Source organism: Nostoc sp. NZL (genome assembly GCF_015714705.1).
GTDB classification, from domain to species: Bacteria; Cyanobacteriota; Cyanobacteriia; order Cyanobacteriales; family Nostocaceae; genus Nostoc; species Nostoc foliaceum_A.
The window spans coordinates 1-18,125 of record NZ_WBKL01000197.1 but is presented as its reverse complement, the minus strand read 5'-3'; the positions used below and the strand labels follow the sequence as shown (position 1 = coordinate 18,125).

The following is an 18,125-nucleotide window of genomic DNA, read 5'->3' as shown; positions in this document are numbered from 1 at the left end:
GGGTGCATCATTCGTAAATTTCGGACTTGGGGAGATGTTGTGGCGTACTGGGTGAAAATCCTTTACGAAAGGAGAGAATATGTAGTGAATTTTGAACGTGTTCATGCTTTTTGTTATGAACTGAACGGCAGGGTTACTTTTTGGTTACCCGATAGTGCCATACCAATAGTGATTAACCCGCAAAGTAACTTGGAAGATTATCAAAAGATTCTCGATTATTTAGAATGTGTGACGGGGTTGGAATTAGATCATGCCCACTGGGTGAAAATCCTGTACGAAAAAAACGAATATGTAATTAATCTCAACTGCATCAGTTCATTTTGTCATGAACCGAACGGTAGGATAACTTTTTGGTTGCCAGATGGAACTATTCCCATCATCATCAACCCTGTAAGTAATCCTGAATCTTATGAAAAAGTTGTGAAATACGTTAAGAAAGCAACAGGATATTCTTTGTCTTAGGATTAGGTAATTCGTAATGACGCTCCTACGTCGCTAGCCCTAACGTAATTCGTAATTAATTAGGATAATTAGTCATTAATAATTAATTAAGGGTACAGAGCAACTAATTTCAGTTATGAAAAAGAAAAAAAGGCTCGGCATCTTTATTCAAGCCCCGCATTTATGAGCCACTGCCGTCTTAGGGTTTCCCCAAGTAGATTAACTGGCGTGCATGGGGTAACAATTACGAATTACGAATTACGAATTACGAATTACGAATTACGAATTACGAATTATATAGTTTTGCCATGCCAACCTTGCCGCACCTACTATCCCAGCAAAATTGCCTAACTCCGCTGGCAATATTTGTAAACCCGCTCGTGATAAAGGCTGAACTCGCTTCTCAATTTCTGCCTTGACTGTTGGTATGAAAAATTCAAAGCTGCCACTTATACCGCCACCAATGACGATCGCTTGCGGTGTGAGTACATAAATCAAACTCGTCAAACCAATTCCCAAACACATACCATACTCTTGCCAAAAAGTCAATGCTGCGGCATCTCCCTGTTGGGCAAGAAAACCCAATTCGGCGGGTTCCTTGAGAGTGCGGCGACGAATTGCAGTAGCAGAGGCATATTGTTCTAAAGAGCCTTGATTGCCACTATTGCAAATTGGCCCATCTGGGTTAAATGAAATTAAACCCAATTCCCCGGCGGCTCCTTGATGTCCAACAAATAGTTTGCCATCTAGGATAATTGCGCCACCAACCCCAGTTCCTAAAGTTAGCAGAATCAGATTTTGAAAGTGGCGACCGGCACCCAACCAAGCTTCTCCCAAAAGAGCGCAATTAGCATCGTTAGCGATCGCAGTCGGTTTGCCAGTTTTAGCTTCTAACCAATCTGCCAAAGGCACATCGATCCATCCAGGCAAGTTAATAGCGATTTTAGCAATGCGTCCTGCTGCATCGGATGGGCCAGGAGTCCCAACACCAATAGCAACAGTTTGATCCAGAGGATCAATTTGCGCGATCGCATCTACAATCACCGCCAGCACCGCCTCCGGTGTTGTCGGTTGGGGAGCCGCCACGGTCAAAGATTGCAGACAAGTACCATCAGCGGCAAAACGCCCCAGCTTAATTGCCGTTCCCCCTACATCAATGCCAATTACTTGAGAACTCACCACTTTAAAATCCTTAGACCAAGCCGCAAATTTTCGGCTTAAAAAGCATCGTAGTACAGCTTTGCACAAGTTTGTAGGCAATAAAATAGCCACATACTAAACTTCTGTGTCTTAGAGCGTTTCGATTTTCAAGCTCAAGTCGTCAAAGTTTGAGGCAAATCTGTACTTAGCGTTTTAGCATTTTGGCACGAAAAAATTCTAAATTTTCTGTTTTATTGGGTGCGAGTCGTTTTCATCCCCGACATCAAGATGCGCGGCTTTCAACTCCGATTTCTGTAAATTAGCAAAAGTCATGGTGCGGAAACTCGATTGATCCTGCCAACCTGTAACTGGAGCACCTCTTAAGATGCCAGAAAGGGCAATCGAAAGCATAAACCCGCCAGTAGCGGCGGCAATTAACGTCAGGTTATCTTTCACACTAATCTCTCCAATTATCAATTACCAGTTATCAGTTACTAGTTATCAATGATCAGCCCGTTGACTGATAAGTGTCGACTGTTTACTAACTATTTTCGGATTCTATTTTCTCTCCGTAACCGGGGATTGACAAATTCGTTTAACCCTTCACCAAGTAGTGATAACCCTACCACCATGAATGTCATCGTTAAACCAGGGAAAAGTGTAGTCCACCAAATGCCAGTAGGTAGAGCTTCTAGGGCTTGTTTTAAATCATGTCCCCATTCTGGCACTTCTTCGGGAAGTCCTAACCCCAGAAAGCCCAAACCGCCCAACACCAAAATCGCATCAGCGGCGTTGAGTGTGAATAAGACGGGTACGCTTTGAATGACGTTGAAAAACAGATAACGAGAAAGCACAACCCAAGTGGAAGCACCCATTGCTTGAGCAGCTTCGATGAATACTTCAGTTTTCACGCTCACAGTGTGGTTGCGAACAACGCGGTAATATTGGGGGATGTAGGCAATGCTAATAGCGATCGCTGCATTTAATATCCCACGACCCACCACAAACGCCAGCGTCACAGACAGCAGTAGCCCCGGTAGGGTGTAGATGCTATCCATAATAAACAGCAATACTTTATCCAATTTCCCGCCGAGATAACCACTCAGCATCCCCAAAGGCACACCGATAATCATACTCAGCGCTGTTGCCAAAATTACCACCTGCAAAGCAGCTTGAGCACCGAACAATGTCCGGGAGAACACATCATAGCCCAAGCGACTAGTACCGAACCAATGTTTAGCTGAGGGTGGCTCGTGAATTGGATTAGAAAGAAAATCTTTGGGGTTTTGCAGCCATCCCCAAGCCTGGAATACGGGAGCGAAGAATGCCAGGAAAATGAAAAATAGGGTAATGGCTAACCCGATGAGCATGAGTTTTTGGGAAAGATTGAGACTTTTGCCAAACTGTAAAAATGTCGGTAGTCGCCGTTTTGTAATGGCCATGTGCGATCGCCTGGAGCAAAGCTTGATACGCTGACTATTTTACATATCAGATAGGGAATTGCGTAAACATCGTGAATAAAAGTCCGACTGTTGAGTGGTGGATACAGAGCTAGACTGAGGAAGAGGTGAGATTATGCCTTATTTTTGGTAAAGATAAATTATTAGCCAAGTGTTACCACAAAGGTAAATGATTCCAAGTAAAGAAAAATTTTAATACAATACAGTTCAGATAAGACCAAAACACTTGTAGAGACGGCGATTTATCGCGTCTCGAAAACCCACAGTTTTGTACAATTAGCCCTTAACTGAACCGTATTGGATTTTAATATGCTTTGATATGCCTGCAAGAGATATTTATCATGATGCTGTTAAGAATGCTTTACTTAAAGAAGACTGGATAATTACAGATGACCCCCTACATTTAAAGTGGGGTCAAAAAGATATGGCTTAGTTCATCTCGATATTATTGATGGCAAAATTTGGGTGCAACGGGATGACACAGAAGATGGTGTTACCTACGAATTAGTAGCAGCAGGAATTCTTAAAGAGAAAATTGTCTTGGGATTTCACCCGCCAAATGTTAGGCAACACACAGGATATGCTATTGCCTAACTTATTAAAGCTACCGCTTAAGTAAGTGGGCGGGATTGGGTATTGAGCAGAGTCTTCCCCAATACCCACTATCTCAAAGACTACTTTCAATCAACAGGCGGTATTCGCTCTTTTGCTTCACGCCTTTGACTTCCTTGACTAGTTCCTTATCTTTAAACAATTGAACCGTTGGTGTTCCTGTCACACCAGCATTTTCAGCAATATCTCGGTCTTTGTCGATGTCAATTTCTACAAAGTGAATTTTGCTGTCAAATTCATCCACCACTTTATTTAAAATTGGCTTCAGGGTATGGCAAGGGCCGCAACCAGGAGAGACGTACTTAACAAGGAGTAAGCGATCGCTTTCATGGAACAATTTCCGTAAGGCATAACCTCCCTCATGACGCGTCCTATCCAAGTTAAATCCAGCTTCTTCTTCGGCTTCAGTCTTTTTGGCTGGCTGATGTTCTAATTCATTAACCGCTGTTTCTGGCTGTTGATGGAATTCTTGAATCAAGCCACTAGATGATAACCAACGTTCTGCCAACATCGCCGCCATACAGCCAGTTCCCGCAGCCGTAATTGCTTGTCGAAACTCATGGTCTTGCACATCGCCAGCAGCAAAAACGCCCTCTACACTGGTTTCCACAGTACCGGGTTTAGTGACAACGTAACCTACCTCATCCAGTTCTAACTGACCTTTAAATAAAGAGGTGTTGGGACTGTGACCAACGGCGTAGAATAAACCCTTAGCGTGCAGTTGGCTCTCTTCACCAGTTTTGGTATTGCGGACTTTCACCCCTTCCATGTGACCGTTACCGAAGATATCCACGGCTTCTGTGTTCCAATGCACTTGGATTTTCGGGTTACTCAAAACGCGGTCTTGCATAGCTTTAGAAGCCCGCATTTTATCGGTGCGTACCAACATATTTACCTTGGAACCATACTTGGTGAGGTAAATAGACTCTTCCGCTGCCGAGTCGCCAGCACCAATCACAGCCAATTCTGCACCATGAAAAATCGGTGTCGCACCATCGCAAATCGCACAAGCGGAAATACCCCGACTCCAAAATTCGTGTTCGCTGGGTAAACCCAAACGCTTTGCTGTCGCACCCGTAGCAATGACGATGCTGTTGGTTTTGATTTCCCTTTCTTGCGATCGCACTGTAAATGGACGCTGACTCAAGTCAACTGACATAACATCTTCAGTATATAGTTCAGCCCCCCAGCGCTCCGCTTGAGCCTTCATCTGATCCATCAGTTCCGGCCCGGTAATCCCTTGGGGAAATCCAGGAAAGTTCTCAACTTCCGTCGTTGTCATTAGTTGCCCACCAGGCAATCCCCCGGCTTGGAAACCTTCAAATACAACAGGTTTTAGGTTCGCACGTCCGGCATAGATAGCAGCTGTGTACCCTGCTGGCCCAGAACCGATAATTACCAAGTTTTCTACTGTGGGGTTAGTCATGCTCATATATAAACTCATAACGACTACGCTTAATATAGCATAACATAGCTTCAAGGCAAGTGATTGGAAAATGCCTACAGCAGTGCGATTCGTTCACCCTAAATGAATAGAAATACTCAGGGACGGTTGCTGGTTTTATTAGCCTTGGTACTAATGAATAATGACTTTGGAGGCGGGCGGCTATTCTGCCAATGCCCCATGCGGCATTCAGTTGTTAGCAATTAGCACTTTGTGAGTCTGAGGATTGTACGAATTGACACGAAATAATGAGGCTGATGAATGCCAAGATCAAAGAAAGGATGCCTTAAGGATATTAAAAGTACTATGCCAGAATTACACCAATCAATTGCCCAGCATTACCACGAACGGACTAAATACAACCCTGAGACTCTCGCCTCCAAAAGTCAAAGGCTAGACTGGGCTAAACAGCCAGTGCCTTTCAAAGAGTACAAAATTGGCTCTACTTTTGATCTCAAACCCTATATCCAAGAAAAATCAGAGGGATTTGCTAATAACCCAGATGCTCAATGGTGGCAAAGACTTTCACGGCTGCTGTTTCGCAGCTATGGATTGACGGCGAGAATGCCTTCTATGGGTAGTGCGGTGTATTTACGTGCTGCTCCCAGTGCAGGCGGATTATACCCTGCTGAGGTGTATGTGGTTTCCCGTGGTACGTCGTTATTGCCGCCTGGTCTGTATAACTACCAGTGTCGGACTCATTCTCTGATGCATTATTGGGAAAGTGATGTTTGGCAAACTCTCCAAGCAGCTTGTTTCTGGCATCCTTCCCTAGAAAGTACCCAACTCGCAATTATTGTCACTGCGGTATTCTATCGTTCTGCGTGGCGCTATGAAGATCGGGCTTACCGCCGGATTTTTCTCGATACGGGGCACCTGTTGGGTAATATCGAGTTGGCTGCTGCGATTACTGACTATCGCCCCCATTTAATCGGCGGTTTTGTGGATGAATCAGTAAACGATCTACTTTATATCGATCCGCAACAAGAAGGTGCGATCGCTGTCTTACCTCTGGCAGACTTGTTAGATGTCAATCAAAATTTGCCATTGGGATGTACTGCTTTACCTTCCGCCACCGAAACCAGTTATCCCCAAATCCCCGATGGTGAATTGCTGACATATTTCCATCAACACACCCAGATCCAATCAGGTATAACTGGCAATCTCAATCTACCAACTATCAAACAAGAAAAATCTTTAGAGGATAAATATAACTTTCCTTTCTGTTTGAAAATTCCCACCACCACCGCACCTATAGACTGGGGAAAAAAGCTGTCAGAACTGGAAATTACTATGTACAAGCGACGCTCTACCCGCGCTTACAATGGTGATGATTTAAGCTTCGATGAATTGAAAAGTTTACTTGATTTCACTTACCAACCGCAAAATTACATCGATCAAAGTTTAGATATTTCTCCAGACTACTTTGATCTGAATTTAATAGAAACATTCATTGCTGTTTGCGGAGTCAAAGGGTTGGAGGCGGGTTGCTACTATTACGCGCCCAAAGCCCAAGAATTACGCCAAATTCGGTTTAAAAACTTTCGGCGAGAGTTACATTTTCTCTGTTTGGGACAAGAATTAGGGCGGGATGCAGCAGCGGTGTTATTTCATACAGCCGATCTGAAAGCTGCGATCGCCCAGTATGGCGATCGCGTTTACCGTTACTTACATATGGATGCCGGACATTTGGGACAGCGCCTGAATTTAGCCGCAATGCACCTGAATGTAGGTGTCAGTGGGATCGGCGGATTCTTTGATGACCAAGTAAATGAAGTTTTGGGTATCCCTGCTGATGAAGCTGTTCTATATATCACTACATTGGGTCGCCCAAGATAAAAAAACCGCAAATAACACAAAGTACACAAAGATTCTTTGCGTTTTTTGCGGTTCCTTTCCTAACCTCAACTTCTGGGGATAAATCTATGATGTAAAGATTTTTAGTTTCTAGATGGCACTCTTCAGCATAGCTGCCTTCTTCACTTACTTCTTCTAGTACCTCATTCAACTGAAAACTACTTGCTATAGCTCACTTCTTAATCACAAATCGTTAGCACATCTGGATGGCAACGTTTAATGACGACTTTTATTCCCAAGGCTCCCTCGGTTTCAAGGTCGTCAATATATCCAGGGCAAGCAGCTTTCGCTTCAATAAATGTTTTAAAGGGCCCAAAATAGTAGATGCAGTAAGGACTTTCAGTGATGAGTTCTATCCAGTAATCACTAATAACCTTTTGAATAATTATTGAACCCAAAATTTTAAATTTGTTTAACACAAAAGGAAAAGTTAGATTGCTAGTAGGTCTTTAACAGCATCACTGTTGCTCTAATAGTTATCATCTGCTAAAAGCATGAGATATGTAACATTGAACATAGTTCAATGTTAAGCTTCTATGTGATCATGCCAACTTGCCTTCTGGCTGTGGTGGCTTTTTAGGTTCGTCGAATTCAAGTTAAATCTGATACTACAAAATATTTTTGTCACACAATCACTAATGCTATTTCCAGAAAATGAAAGCCAACGACTAGAAGTACTTAATCAGTATCAAATTTTAGATACGCCACCAGAAGAAGTTTTTGATGAACTAGCTCAACTAGCTGCTAACCTTTGTGAAACACCAATCGCTCTCATTAGCCTAGTTGATGCAGAACGGGAATGGTTCAAGTCAAAAATCGGAATAACTATATCAGAAGTCCCTCGAAGCATTTCTTTTGGTAGTTATACTATCTTGCAAAGTCAAATATTAATTATCCCTGACACTTTGCAAGATGAACGGTTTTCTACAAATCCTCTTGTAACATCAAATAATTATTTCCGCTTTTATGCGAGTGTTCCCCTAATTACCTCAAGCGGTTTTGCATTAGGTAGCCTTTGTGTAATTGATTATGCACCGCGAAATTTAGCCGTTAAAAAACAAGCAGCTTTGCAACTGTTAGCTCGACAAGTAATCAGGTATTTAGAGTTACATCGACAAAAAGTAATTGATGATAGCCAAAGAAGTTTTAATCTCCTTTTCTCTAAAAACCCCAATCCAATGTGGTTATATAACCAGAATAATCTGCGATTTTTAGATGTAAATGAAGCTGCTGTTGTCCATTATGGCTACTCACGAGAAGAATTTTTGCAAATGCGAATAACTGACATTTGCCTTCCAGAAGATGTGCCTATTTTCATAGAATATTTAAGACAAAGACACTCTAACTTACATTTTGCTGGACAATGGCAACAACGGCGAAAATGCGGAGAGATTATTGATGTTGAAATTGTCACACATAAAATAGACTACGCAAATTACAATGCTCGGTTAGTTAATATTCGAGACATAACAGAACACAAACGAATAGCAAAAACGCTTCAGGAAAGTGAAGCTAGATTTCGAGTTATTTCTGAAGCCATTCCTGTCCCCTTTCTTATTTCGCGTCTGTCTGATGGGTTGATTTTATATGCTAATCCAGAATTGCTTCAAACATTTCAGTTTTCTGCCGAGTATTTAGTTAATGGCAAAACTTTATTAGATTTATATCATAATATAGCCGATTTAGAAACACTATTAAAAGTTCTTAATCAGCATGGTTTTATTCATAATTATGAACTTCAATTAAAAAGATATGATGGAACTTATTTTTGGGCGATCGCTTCACTGCAATATTTAATTTTTAATGGTGAATCAGCTATTTTGACAGTATTTTATGATATAAATGACCGAAAAAATATAGAAACAAAACTCCAAGAGCAAAATGAGTTTTTGCAGAAAATTTTTGAGAGTATACCGTTGATGATTGCGCTCATTGATACCAATGGCAGACTTCAGTGGGTAAACCAAGAATGGGAAAGTGTTTTAGGCTGGAAATTTCAAGATTTTCAAACTGGTGATGTTTTGGAATCTTTATATCCTAATCCTGAATATCGACAATATGTGATTAATTCTATTCAGTCTGCACAACGTAATTGGAGTGATTTTAAGACTCAGATGCAGGATGGTCATTTACTCGACACATCTTGGACTAATGTTAAACTTTCAAATGGTCAAATTATTGGTCTTGGACAAGATATAACAGAACGTAAGCAAACTGAACTGGCTCTAAAAGCTCAAGCCGAGCGGGAGCAGTTGATGCGAACCGTTGCTCAACGGATTCGTCAATCTTTGAATCTCCAAGATATTCTGAATGCAACAGTTCAAGAAGTGCGAGATTTACTTGGGGTTGATCGAGTGGTAGTTTATCAGTTTGACCCAGAGATGATCGGCACAATTGTGGCAGAGTCGGTGGAACCTGGATGGACAGTTTCTTTAAACGTGCAGATTCATGATACATGTTTTCAAGCAGGCGCTGGATTGGAGTATTATCAAAGACGTAAAAGAGCGATCGCTAATATTTATGAAGCTGGACTAACTGATTGCCATATTCGTTTATTAGAACAGTTTGAAGTCAAAGCAAATTTAGTCGTACCTATTTTACTAGAAGTAAGCTCTCAAAACTCTGGCTCTCACCTATGGGGTTTACTGATTGCTCACCAATGCTCTGGTTTCCGCGAGTGGGAAGAAAATCAATTAGATTTGCTCGATCAACTTACAGTCCAATTAGCGATCGCAATTCAACAATCCAGCATCTTTGAGCAAGCTCAAACTGAACTTGTTCAAAGACAAAAAGCTCAAGTAAAGTTAAGAAATGCCTTGGCTGAAAAAGAAGTTCTGTTAAAGGAAGTTCATCATCGAGTTAAAAATAATTTACAAATTGTCTCCAGTCTATTGCAACTCCAATCTCAAACACTTAAAGATCCAGAAGTCATCAAAGTTCTTCGAGAAAGTCAAAACCGAATTGAGTCAATATCTCTCATTCATAAAAATTTATATACTTCTGCTAATATTGGACAAATTGATGTTGCTGACTATATCCATAATTTGGCAGCAAGTTTACTAATTTCCTATCAAATATGTCCTGGTAAAATCGGTTTAGAAACTGATATAGATTCAGTGAGTTTGAATGTTGACCAAGCTATCGCTTGTGGACTGGTGATCAACGAATTAATCTCCAATGCCCTCAAGCACGCTTTTCCCAACCAACAAGTAGGCACAATCAGTATTGCTTTACGTAATATTGGCAATAATATCGAGATGACTATCCGAGACAATGGGATTGGTTTACCAGATAATTTAGATTGGGCAAATACTGATTCTTTGGGTCTTTCATTAGTATATGACTTGGTTACAGAACAACTGGAAGGCTGTATTACTCTAGAACGCAATCATGGAACAGTATTCAAAATCCAATTCACGCAGTTAACTTTGCATTAGTAAATATCAAATGGGTCAAGCTAGGATTTTAGTCGTTGAAGATGAAGTGATTGTGGCTAGAACTATTGCCAGCCAACTCAGTCAACTAGGATACATTGTTACAGGAACAGCTTCATCTGGAAAAGTTGCCATTGCCAAAGCATCGGAAACTCAACCAGAACTAGTATTAATGGATATTATTCTTAAAGGTGAGATGGACGGTATTGCTACTGCCAGTAAAATTCGTGAGCAGTTAGATGTACCTGTAATTTATTTAACAGCATACGGTGATGATCATACTTTAGAAAGAGCAAAAGTTACCCAACCTTTCGGATACATCGTTAAACCATTTACTACAAAAGATTTAAGAATAGCGATCGAAATCGCTCTTTTAAAACACCAATTAGAGCGTGACCTGCGAGAGAATCGAGATCAGTTAGCAACCCTTTTAAACTCAATGAGTGATGCTGTAATCGCTACAAATGAGCAAGGAATGGTGACATTTATGAATCCCGCAGCTGAGTCCCTGACTGGCTGGCAGCAAAACGATGCTTTAGGAAATGAAGCAGCGAAGATTTTTCATATTGTCGATGAAGTTACAGGGACTACATTAGAAAGCCCAGTAACAAAAGTACTGCGGGAGCAACAGGTTGTTTATTTAGGGGAATTCACATCTCTGATTACAAGACAGGGAAAAAGAGTTCCAATTGGTGATAGTGCTTCACCACTGAAGCGACGACTTGACCAGATAAATGGTGTAGTAATTGTTTTCTGGGATCTGAGCGAACGACACCAAACAAAGTTGCTAGAGCAAGCATTAGAAAAGGAGCAAGAACTTAACCGTCTCAAGTCTTTATTTATCTCTACCGTATCTCATGAGTTCCGTAATCCCTTGACTGTTATTCAAACGGCAGTAGAACTCATCGAAATGCAAGGAGCAAATTTGACAGAAGCAAAAAAAGGCATTTATTTAAAGCGAATTCAAGGTGCTGTGCAATCTATGGAAAAACTTATGGAAGAGGTGTTGTTTATGGGTCGAGCGGAGGCGAAAAAACTCGTATATAACCCTACTTCACTTAACTTAGAGCAATTTTGTCGAGAGTTAATTAAAGATTTTTCTATTATTGAAAGTAGTGTGTGTGAAATTGTTTTTACCTGTCATAGCGATCATACTGACGCTGTAATGGATGAAGGACTCTTACATTACATGTTTGGGAATCTTCTCTCAAACGCGGTTAAATATTCTCCAAGAGGTGGCAAGATTCAGTTTGATTTAATATGCGATCCGATTGAGAAGGTAGCAATTTTTTATATTCAAGATCAAGGTATAGGCATTCCAGAACCAGACCAAGCTCGACTTTTTGAATCATTCTACCGAGCCTCAAATGTCCACTCAATTCAGGGTACCGGATTGGGGTTAGTAATCGTTAAAAGGTGCGTTGAGGCTCACGGAGGTCAAATCAGTGTCACAAGTGAAATTGAAATGGGTACTACATTTACAGTAATGTTGCCCTTAAATTCCGAATTATCTTTGACTGAAGCTAATGAATGATAAGCTGATGCGCGTCTAAAGTATATAAACACTCTTGATGGTCGTTAACTGTTGACTGTTGACGGTTAAGTAGGTAGACATAATTAAATATAAAATAAACTCCTAGTTTGTAGTGAGCGATTTATCGCTCAAAGCAAGGATTATCAGGACTAAAGTCCTTACTACAAACTTTAAATTTATTTATGCCTAGATACTTAACAGTCATCAGTCATTAGGTAAATGTACAAATTAATTGCGTAACAGCTGATCATGTCTGCTTAAATAACTGTAATTGCAACCGAAAGTGAGTGCATCTTATAGAAAAAGAAAGCAATCACAAAAACCTTATGATTGCTTTCTTTTACTTCGTTACAATCGCAATGACAAATGATCAGTAATTAACCAATCTTAATATGATGCCATTTAAAACTCGTTAAGTTTGACTTACAGATTGTTGGAGGTTTTTACGAGCGGTTAGCTTAGATCCCGATTTTTGGAATTAGCAACTTGGGTTTGGTAGTGCCGCCATTTTTCCTGCTGACGCGCTCTTTTCTCTTCGGTGAGGCTATCAAAACAATAGGCACAGGAGATACCTTGCTCATACTTTGGAGATACCTTATCTTCTTCAGAAATCAGATGCCCACAACAGAGGCACAACTCATAACTTCCTTCCTCCAACCCATGACTGACAGCTACTCGGTCATCAAAGACAAAACATTCTCCTTCCCATAAACTTTCTTGTGCTGGAACTTCTTCCAAATACTTGAGAATGCCGCCTTTGAGATGATAGACTTCTGCAAAGCCTTGGGCAAGCATGAAGGATGAAGCTTTTTCACAGCGAATGCCGCCCGTACAAAATAGGGCAACCTTGTTGTGTTTAGTTGGGTCGAGGTGGTGGCGCACATAATCGGGGAATTCTCGGAATGAGCCAGTTTGGGGATTTTCTGCTCGTTGGAAAGTACCGATATTCACCTCATAATCATTGCGGGTGTCAATCACGGTTACTTCTGGATCACAAATTAAATCATTCCATTCTTGGGGACTGACATAAGTGCCAACTTGCTCATTTGGGTCAATTTCAGGCAACCCCAAAGTAACAATTTCTTGCTTCAACCGCACCTTCATCCGCTCAAAGGGCGGGGTTTCGGTATGGGATTCTTTGTATTCTAGGTCTGCTAGACGAGGGTCAGTACGCAGAAAGCAGAGAACAGAATCAATCGCCTGACGTGAACCGGAAATTGTACCGTTAATGCCTTCTTGTGCCAGCAAAATTGTTCCCTTGACACCTTGTGCTTGGCAGTAAGACAGCAGCGGATCTCGTTTTTCGGCAAAATCTGGCAGCTTGACAAATTTATACAGTGCCGCGACTATCTGAATATTTTCTGGCTTCATCCCTTTGGTAACGGAACAATATAAGTTACAATAACAACGACAAACAAATTTACCGACTATTTTAATTTTATGGGGGTTTAGCTCAGTTGGTAGAGCGCCTGCTTTGCAAGCAGGATGTCAGCGGTTCGAGTCCGCTAACCTCCATTGGATATGATTTATCTTAAGTGCGATCGCACAAATTCTAAGCGATAAAGCAAGACCCCATGTTGTAGAATCGCTAAAAATACAATCTGGAGAGCGACTTGCCTAGATCGATTCAGTCTACTCAACCACCACTAAAATTTATTACTCAACGGTTTAACCCGCTGATACTCCAGATTGTTCGGTGGTTACTGCCGATGGTGTTACGGTTTCGCACTCGGCCTTGGCTAACGGCTGGTATTGTCGGTGTTGAAGCCAAGAATGTTGAAGTTTTAGCTGAACTTTATCAACAATTTCAGGCTGGAAAAATTCGCTTTTTGCTGGCATTTCGCCACCCAGAGGTGGAAGATCCCCTCTGTATGTTGTATTTGCTTTCTCGCATTGTGCCACAGGTTGCTCGTCAGAAAGGTATTACACTGCAATTTCTTGTTCACAGCTATTTTCTTTACGACCGGGGTATGACGGTTTGGGCTGGAGAATGGCTGGGTTGGTTGTTTTCACGGATAGGGGGTGTGCCGGTTCATCGGGGTAGGCGGCTAGATCGGCAAGCTATTCAAACAGCACGGGAGTTGTTTGCTAATGGCGAACTACCGATCGCAGTGGCACCAGAAGGAGGTACTAATGGTCATAGTGGTATTGTTAGCCCACTGGAACCAGGTGTTGCTCAAATGGGGTTCTGGTGTGTAGAAGACTTGCAAAAAGCTAATCGGACTGAAACTGTGATCATTGTGCCGATCGCTATCCAGTATCGCTACGTTGAGCCACCTTGGTCTAAGCTAGATTGGTTATTGAGTAAGTTGGAAGCTGATAGCGGCTTGCCGGCAATAGAAATTGATTCGGACGGGGGCGAAGAGATTTACTATCAACGCCTCTGTAGATTGGCTGAATATTTGATTACCGAGATGGAAGACTTTTATCGTCGCTTCTATCATCAAGACATCCCAAAAACCATCTCAACTGATGAATCTGCTACTCCTAATCAGGTGTTGATTGCTAGACTTCATCGCTTACTGGATAAGGCTTTACAAGTTGCCGAACAATATTTTGGAGTTCAAGCACAGGGAAATTTTATTGACCGCTGTCGCCGTTTAGAAGAGGCTGGCTGGAATTACATTTATCGGGAAGATTTGCCAGATATCAAGGCTTTACCACCCTTTAAACGCGGTTTGGCAGACTGGATTGCAGAGGAAGCAGACTTGCGGATGCGACACATGCGAATAGTGGAAAGTTTTGTTGCAGTCACAGCTACTTATATTCAAGAACAACCGACGGCGGAACGGTTTGCGGAAACAGCTTTGCTTGTATTCGATATGCTTTCTAGAATTCAGGATACATCGCTTCCGGGGCGACCTCGGTTAGGTTTGCGACGGGCACAAATTACAGTGGGAGAGCCAATTTCAGTTACGGAACGCTGGAAAAATTGTCAGGGCGATCGCAATGCAGCTAAAAAAGCTGTAATCGATTTGACAAAGGATTTGCAGGTTGCTTTGGAGAAGATGATTGCTTGATTACCTGACTTTTCACGGTATTTGGAAAACCTTTCTCTAAATCTCTCCTAAAAGGAGAGAGACTTTGAATTTTCCCGCTTCGGGAAAGAGGGGTTATACCAATTCTGTATGAAGATGCGCTAAACCTAAGTAAAAGAAAGAAAAACGAACCGCAAAGGACGCAAAGGACACAAAGAAAGAAGTTAAAAGGGTTTGGCGCAGCCTCACAAAGAAATAGTATTAGGGGTTAGGTTAATCGTTAGCTTTTCCACATAATGTGAAAAGTCAGGCTTGATAATCTGGCGCAGAGGTGATGATTATCCTTAAGGAGAAATAGTTTTAGAAACTTCTGGACTGCGAATGATGATATGTCCCTTATCACTTTCTTGAATCGCCAACATTGATGGTATCTCGTTAGGTTTTGCATTTGGGGGCAATGCTCGAAACAAATAAATCCAGCCGCCACGTTCTAGGAGTAAACGCCAAACTCTCGGCTGCTTTGGATTGCTGATATCATTATCTTCTCTGCCTCGCAAGTCATCGAATAGACCGCGATCGCCAATTATGCGATAACCTTTCAAGGAAGGGTCAGCAAATATATCATCAAGTTTGCGTCCCACTGCAAATTTTTCTTCAGGTGTAATTAACGCTACAACTGGTAATGTGGAGTTTTGACCAGCGTCTCGTCGTGCATCTGCAATGCCTTGCCAACGAGCTAACCAAAATATCACTATTAATACCCAGGATACTATTACTATTTCATTGACTAGCGATCGCAGAAAATCAACTGAGCGCAATTGCCCAAAACTAAATTCAGCTAGAGACTTAAGCTGTTTAGCTGTCCATGAGCGTTTGTGTTGAGTTGCAGAGATGATGCGACTCAGTAGTAATTGGCTAGCAGAGACTACCGTCTCACTGATGATTTTAATTAACCACAATGTAGCCTGAATTGCGATCGCAGCGATAAAAAAGGCGATCGCTGTTTTGCAGATTGTCCAGCCATCTCCGAGAAATATTTGCAGAGGAACTATGAGAAAAGACTGTGCGGGTAAGTCGAGGGTATTGAGTTCTAGCTGAAAAAAGTAGAAATATGACCAACGATAAATCCAACCTGCAAAGAAAAGCGCCGCACCCAGCAAGCCAAGTACACTGGTGAATTTACCTAAAATATTAGTTTCTTGGTTGGGGGATTGGGTCATACTAATTCGTAATTCGTAATTCGTAATTAAGTAAACAATGTAGAAAGTAGGGTGCTTTATGTACATCAATCCTAATGCACCGAAAATCTAGGATGATGCTTTAGCCCTGCGGCATAACTACAGGTACATAATCAGTTGATTTTAGTGATTTTACGGAAATTATATATATGTCTTTGAAGTTTAATGAGAAAGTTGAATATAGTCAAATATACTGTTAAAGCCATGAAAGCTTTTTTCCAGGGATGGGTTGTGGCAATCTTAGTAATGGCAGCAGCGATCGCAGGAAACGTTCAAGCTGTAATTGGTAAGGATGTCAAGATGGGAAATTTCTTGTTGGCACAGACACCAGTCAACGCAGATGAATTAGAACTTGCAGTAGCGTTACCAGAATTAGCAGAGGTCATCTTTAAAGGCGGTGAGTCAAGTAGTGGTCGAGTAATAGGAATTGATGCACAAGGGCAAGCACTATCAATTCGGCGTAATGATAAAACTACTACGATTCCTCTAAGCCAAATTGCAAAAGTAGTTTTCAAGAATGGGGCGTTGGTTTACAGAAGCAATGGGCGGCAAATTATCCGGGGGCCGCGAGACCTTCCCATAGGTAAGCCAGTAACTTGGAGCGGTATTCCCCTAAATACTTTTACTGTAAAAAATCCTACTCAAGGTCAAGCGGTGGTGAAGCTAAAACCACCTGTAGTTTCCACAGCACAGTTGCGGGGTATTCAGTCAGTGGCGAGAAATTGGCAATATGTGGTAAATGAAATCCAGTTCAATTCACAACAAAAAACGATCACCATTCTGGCAAAACCTTATTGATCGTGAATCATTTCATCTGTAGGGGCGTATATTTATGCCCCTAAGCTTTTTGACGTTTCTAACGACAAACACAATATTAATAAGAAACATTGGAATGTTCATCACAAACATTGCAACATTCCTCACAAACATCACGATATTAATACAAAACATTGCGACATTCCTCACCAACATTGCAATATTAATACGAAACATTGCGACATTCCTCACCAACATCACGATATTAATACGAAACATTGCGACATTCCTCACCAACATCACGATATTAATACGAAACATTGCAACATCAGGATGTTGGTGAAGACAACTTCTGTTAAGACCTAATTAAAAACAGCTACCTCTGCACTATTCTATGAAAAAAATTCTCACCAGTTTTTTGGCTGTGGGTGTTTATCTAACGCCTGTAACAGTAATGTTGATGGCTCAACCCACTTGGGGACAAACTCAAAACTTGCGATCGCAAGAAGCAGAAAGACTGCTTGACCAAAGCATAAAACTTACACAGCAACAGGAACACCAAAAGGCAATAGAAATATTTCAGCAAGCTTTAACCATTGCACAACAACTCAAAGACCAAAAACGTGAAGCGATCGCACTGCTTGGACTTGGATTTAACTACTCCGCTTTAGGAGAAAAGCAAAAAGCACTGAATTACTTCAACCAAGCTCTGCCCCTATATCGTGCTGTGGGCTATCGCTCTGGTGAAGCTGTCACACTTGGTAACATCGGTTTAGTCTACTCCGCTTTAGGAGAAAAGCAAAAAGCACTTGAATTTTACAACCAAGCTCTTCTCCTTATTCGGGCTGTGGGTGATCGCTCTGGTGAAGCTGTCACACTTGGTAACATCGGTGCAGTCTACGACGCTTTAGGAGAAAAGCAAAAAGCACTCGAATTTTACAACCAAGCTCTTCCCCTATGGCGTGCTGTGGGCGATCGCGCAGGTGAAGCTACTACACTCAATAATATCGGTGCAGTCTACGACGCTTTAGGAGAAAAGCAAAAAGCACTCGAATTTTACAACCAAGCTCTTCCCCTATGGCGTGCTGTGGGCGATCGCGCAGGTGAAGCTACTACACTCAATAATATCGGTGCAGTCTACGACGCTTTAGGAGAAAAGCAAAAAGCACTCGAATTTTACAACCAAGCTCTGCCCCTATATCGTGCTGTGGGCGATCGCGCAGGTGAAGCT

Annotated in this window: 14 protein-coding genes, 1 tRNA gene and 2 pseudogenes; 10 read left to right on the top strand and 7 right to left on the bottom strand. The window is 41.7% G+C overall.

What is annotated here, in order from left to right; genetic code table 11:
- The first annotated feature begins 39 nt into the window (after positions 1 to 39).
- The gene (locus tag F8R90_RS29275; RefSeq protein WP_190896932.1) at positions 40 to 462 is read left to right on the top strand and encodes a hypothetical protein; all 423 of its coding nucleotides are present in this window, start codon (positions 40 to 42) and stop codon (positions 460 to 462) included.
- 258 nt (positions 463 to 720) lie between these two features.
- Here the strand turns inward: F8R90_RS29275 and F8R90_RS29270 are convergent, their stop codons facing one another.
- From F8R90_RS29270 to F8R90_RS29260, 3 genes are all read right to left on the bottom strand, one after another.
- Positions 721 to 1,623, bottom strand: coding sequence for an ROK family protein (locus tag F8R90_RS29270; protein ID WP_196513557.1), 903 nt, complete (start codon positions 1,621 to 1,623; stop codon positions 721 to 723).
- Between the two features lie 195 nt (positions 1,624 to 1,818).
- Positions 1,819 to 2,037, bottom strand: a complete 219-nt coding sequence (locus F8R90_RS29265; RefSeq protein ID WP_196513556.1) for a hypothetical protein — start codon at positions 2,035 to 2,037, stop codon at positions 1,819 to 1,821.
- 89 nt (positions 2,038 to 2,126) lie between these two features.
- Positions 2,127 to 3,023, bottom strand: a complete 897-nt coding sequence (locus F8R90_RS29260; protein WP_190896926.1) for an ABC transporter permease — start codon at positions 3,021 to 3,023, stop codon at positions 2,127 to 2,129.
- A 337-nt stretch (positions 3,024 to 3,360) separates the two neighbouring features.
- Here F8R90_RS29260 and F8R90_RS29255 point away from each other — a divergent pair.
- Both F8R90_RS29255 and F8R90_RS29250 read left to right on the top strand, forming a co-directional pair.
- Positions 3,361 to 3,468: pseudogene (locus F8R90_RS29255) on the top strand (element excision factor XisH family protein); the annotation flags it as partial.
- Between the two features lie 2 nt (positions 3,469 to 3,470).
- Positions 3,471 to 3,635 (top strand): annotated as a pseudogene (locus F8R90_RS29250) (element excision factor XisI family protein); the annotation flags it as partial.
- Between the two features lie 73 nt (positions 3,636 to 3,708).
- Here the strand turns inward: F8R90_RS29250 and trxB are convergent.
- Positions 3,709 to 5,079, bottom strand: coding sequence for a thioredoxin-disulfide reductase (trxB, locus tag F8R90_RS29245; RefSeq protein ID WP_196513573.1), 1,371 nt, complete (start codon positions 5,077 to 5,079; stop codon positions 3,709 to 3,711).
- 324 nt (positions 5,080 to 5,403) lie between these two features.
- On the opposite strand from trxB, the gene F8R90_RS29240 reads away from it, so the two are divergent.
- Positions 5,404 to 6,936, top strand: a complete 1,533-nt coding sequence (locus F8R90_RS29240) for a SagB/ThcOx family dehydrogenase (protein WP_196513555.1) — start codon at positions 5,404 to 5,406, stop codon at positions 6,934 to 6,936.
- A 197-nt stretch (positions 6,937 to 7,133) separates the two neighbouring features.
- On the opposite strand, the gene F8R90_RS29235 is transcribed toward F8R90_RS29240, so the two are convergent.
- Positions 7,134 to 7,352: a DUF1816 domain-containing protein gene (locus F8R90_RS29235; protein ID WP_230967044.1), complete on the bottom strand. Its 219-nt coding sequence runs from the start codon at positions 7,350 to 7,352 to the stop codon at positions 7,134 to 7,136.
- 240 nt (positions 7,353 to 7,592) lie between these two features.
- Between F8R90_RS29235 and F8R90_RS29230 the strand changes: the two genes are divergently transcribed.
- Both F8R90_RS29230 and F8R90_RS29225 read left to right on the top strand, forming a co-directional pair.
- On the top strand, positions 7,593 to 10,391 hold the full coding sequence (locus tag F8R90_RS29230) for a PAS domain S-box protein (RefSeq protein WP_196513554.1): 2,799 nt from the start codon (positions 7,593 to 7,595) through the stop codon (positions 10,389 to 10,391).
- A gap of 10 nt (positions 10,392 to 10,401) precedes the next feature.
- Positions 10,402 to 11,922 carry a hybrid sensor histidine kinase/response regulator gene (locus F8R90_RS29225; RefSeq protein ID WP_196513553.1) on the top strand — a complete coding sequence of 507 codons (1,521 nt, stop codon included), beginning with the start codon at positions 10,402 to 10,404 and terminating at the stop codon, positions 11,920 to 11,922.
- Positions 11,923 to 12,375: 453 nt separating this feature from the next.
- On the opposite strand, the gene trhO is transcribed toward F8R90_RS29225, so the two are convergent.
- Positions 12,376 to 13,293, bottom strand: coding sequence for an oxygen-dependent tRNA uridine(34) hydroxylase TrhO (trhO, locus tag F8R90_RS29220; RefSeq protein WP_196513552.1), 918 nt, complete (start codon positions 13,291 to 13,293; stop codon positions 12,376 to 12,378).
- A gap of 71 nt (positions 13,294 to 13,364) precedes the next feature.
- Between trhO and F8R90_RS29215 the strand changes: the two genes are divergently transcribed.
- Positions 13,365 to 13,437 (top strand) — tRNA-Ala (locus F8R90_RS29215).
- A 98-nt stretch (positions 13,438 to 13,535) separates the two neighbouring features.
- A complete protein-coding gene (locus F8R90_RS29210) occupies positions 13,536 to 14,942 on the top strand; it encodes a 1-acyl-sn-glycerol-3-phosphate acyltransferase (RefSeq protein ID WP_196513551.1) in 1,407 nt (468 codons plus the stop codon).
- 302 nt (positions 14,943 to 15,244) lie between these two features.
- Here the strand turns inward: F8R90_RS29210 and F8R90_RS29205 are convergent, their stop codons facing one another.
- Complete coding sequence (locus tag F8R90_RS29205; protein ID WP_196513550.1) at positions 15,245 to 16,120, bottom strand: hypothetical protein; 876 nt, start codon at positions 16,118 to 16,120, stop codon at positions 15,245 to 15,247.
- 222 nt (positions 16,121 to 16,342) lie between these two features.
- Here F8R90_RS29205 and F8R90_RS29200 point away from each other — a divergent pair, with 222 nt between their 5' ends.
- Positions 16,343 to 16,936 carry a hypothetical protein gene (locus F8R90_RS29200; RefSeq protein ID WP_230967042.1) on the top strand — a complete coding sequence of 198 codons (594 nt, stop codon included), beginning with the start codon at positions 16,343 to 16,345 and terminating at the stop codon, positions 16,934 to 16,936.
- 352 nt (positions 16,937 to 17,288) lie between these two features.
- Positions 17,289 to 18,125 (top strand): tetratricopeptide repeat protein (locus F8R90_RS29195; protein ID WP_196513548.1); only part of this gene is annotated, 837 nt, incomplete at its 3' end.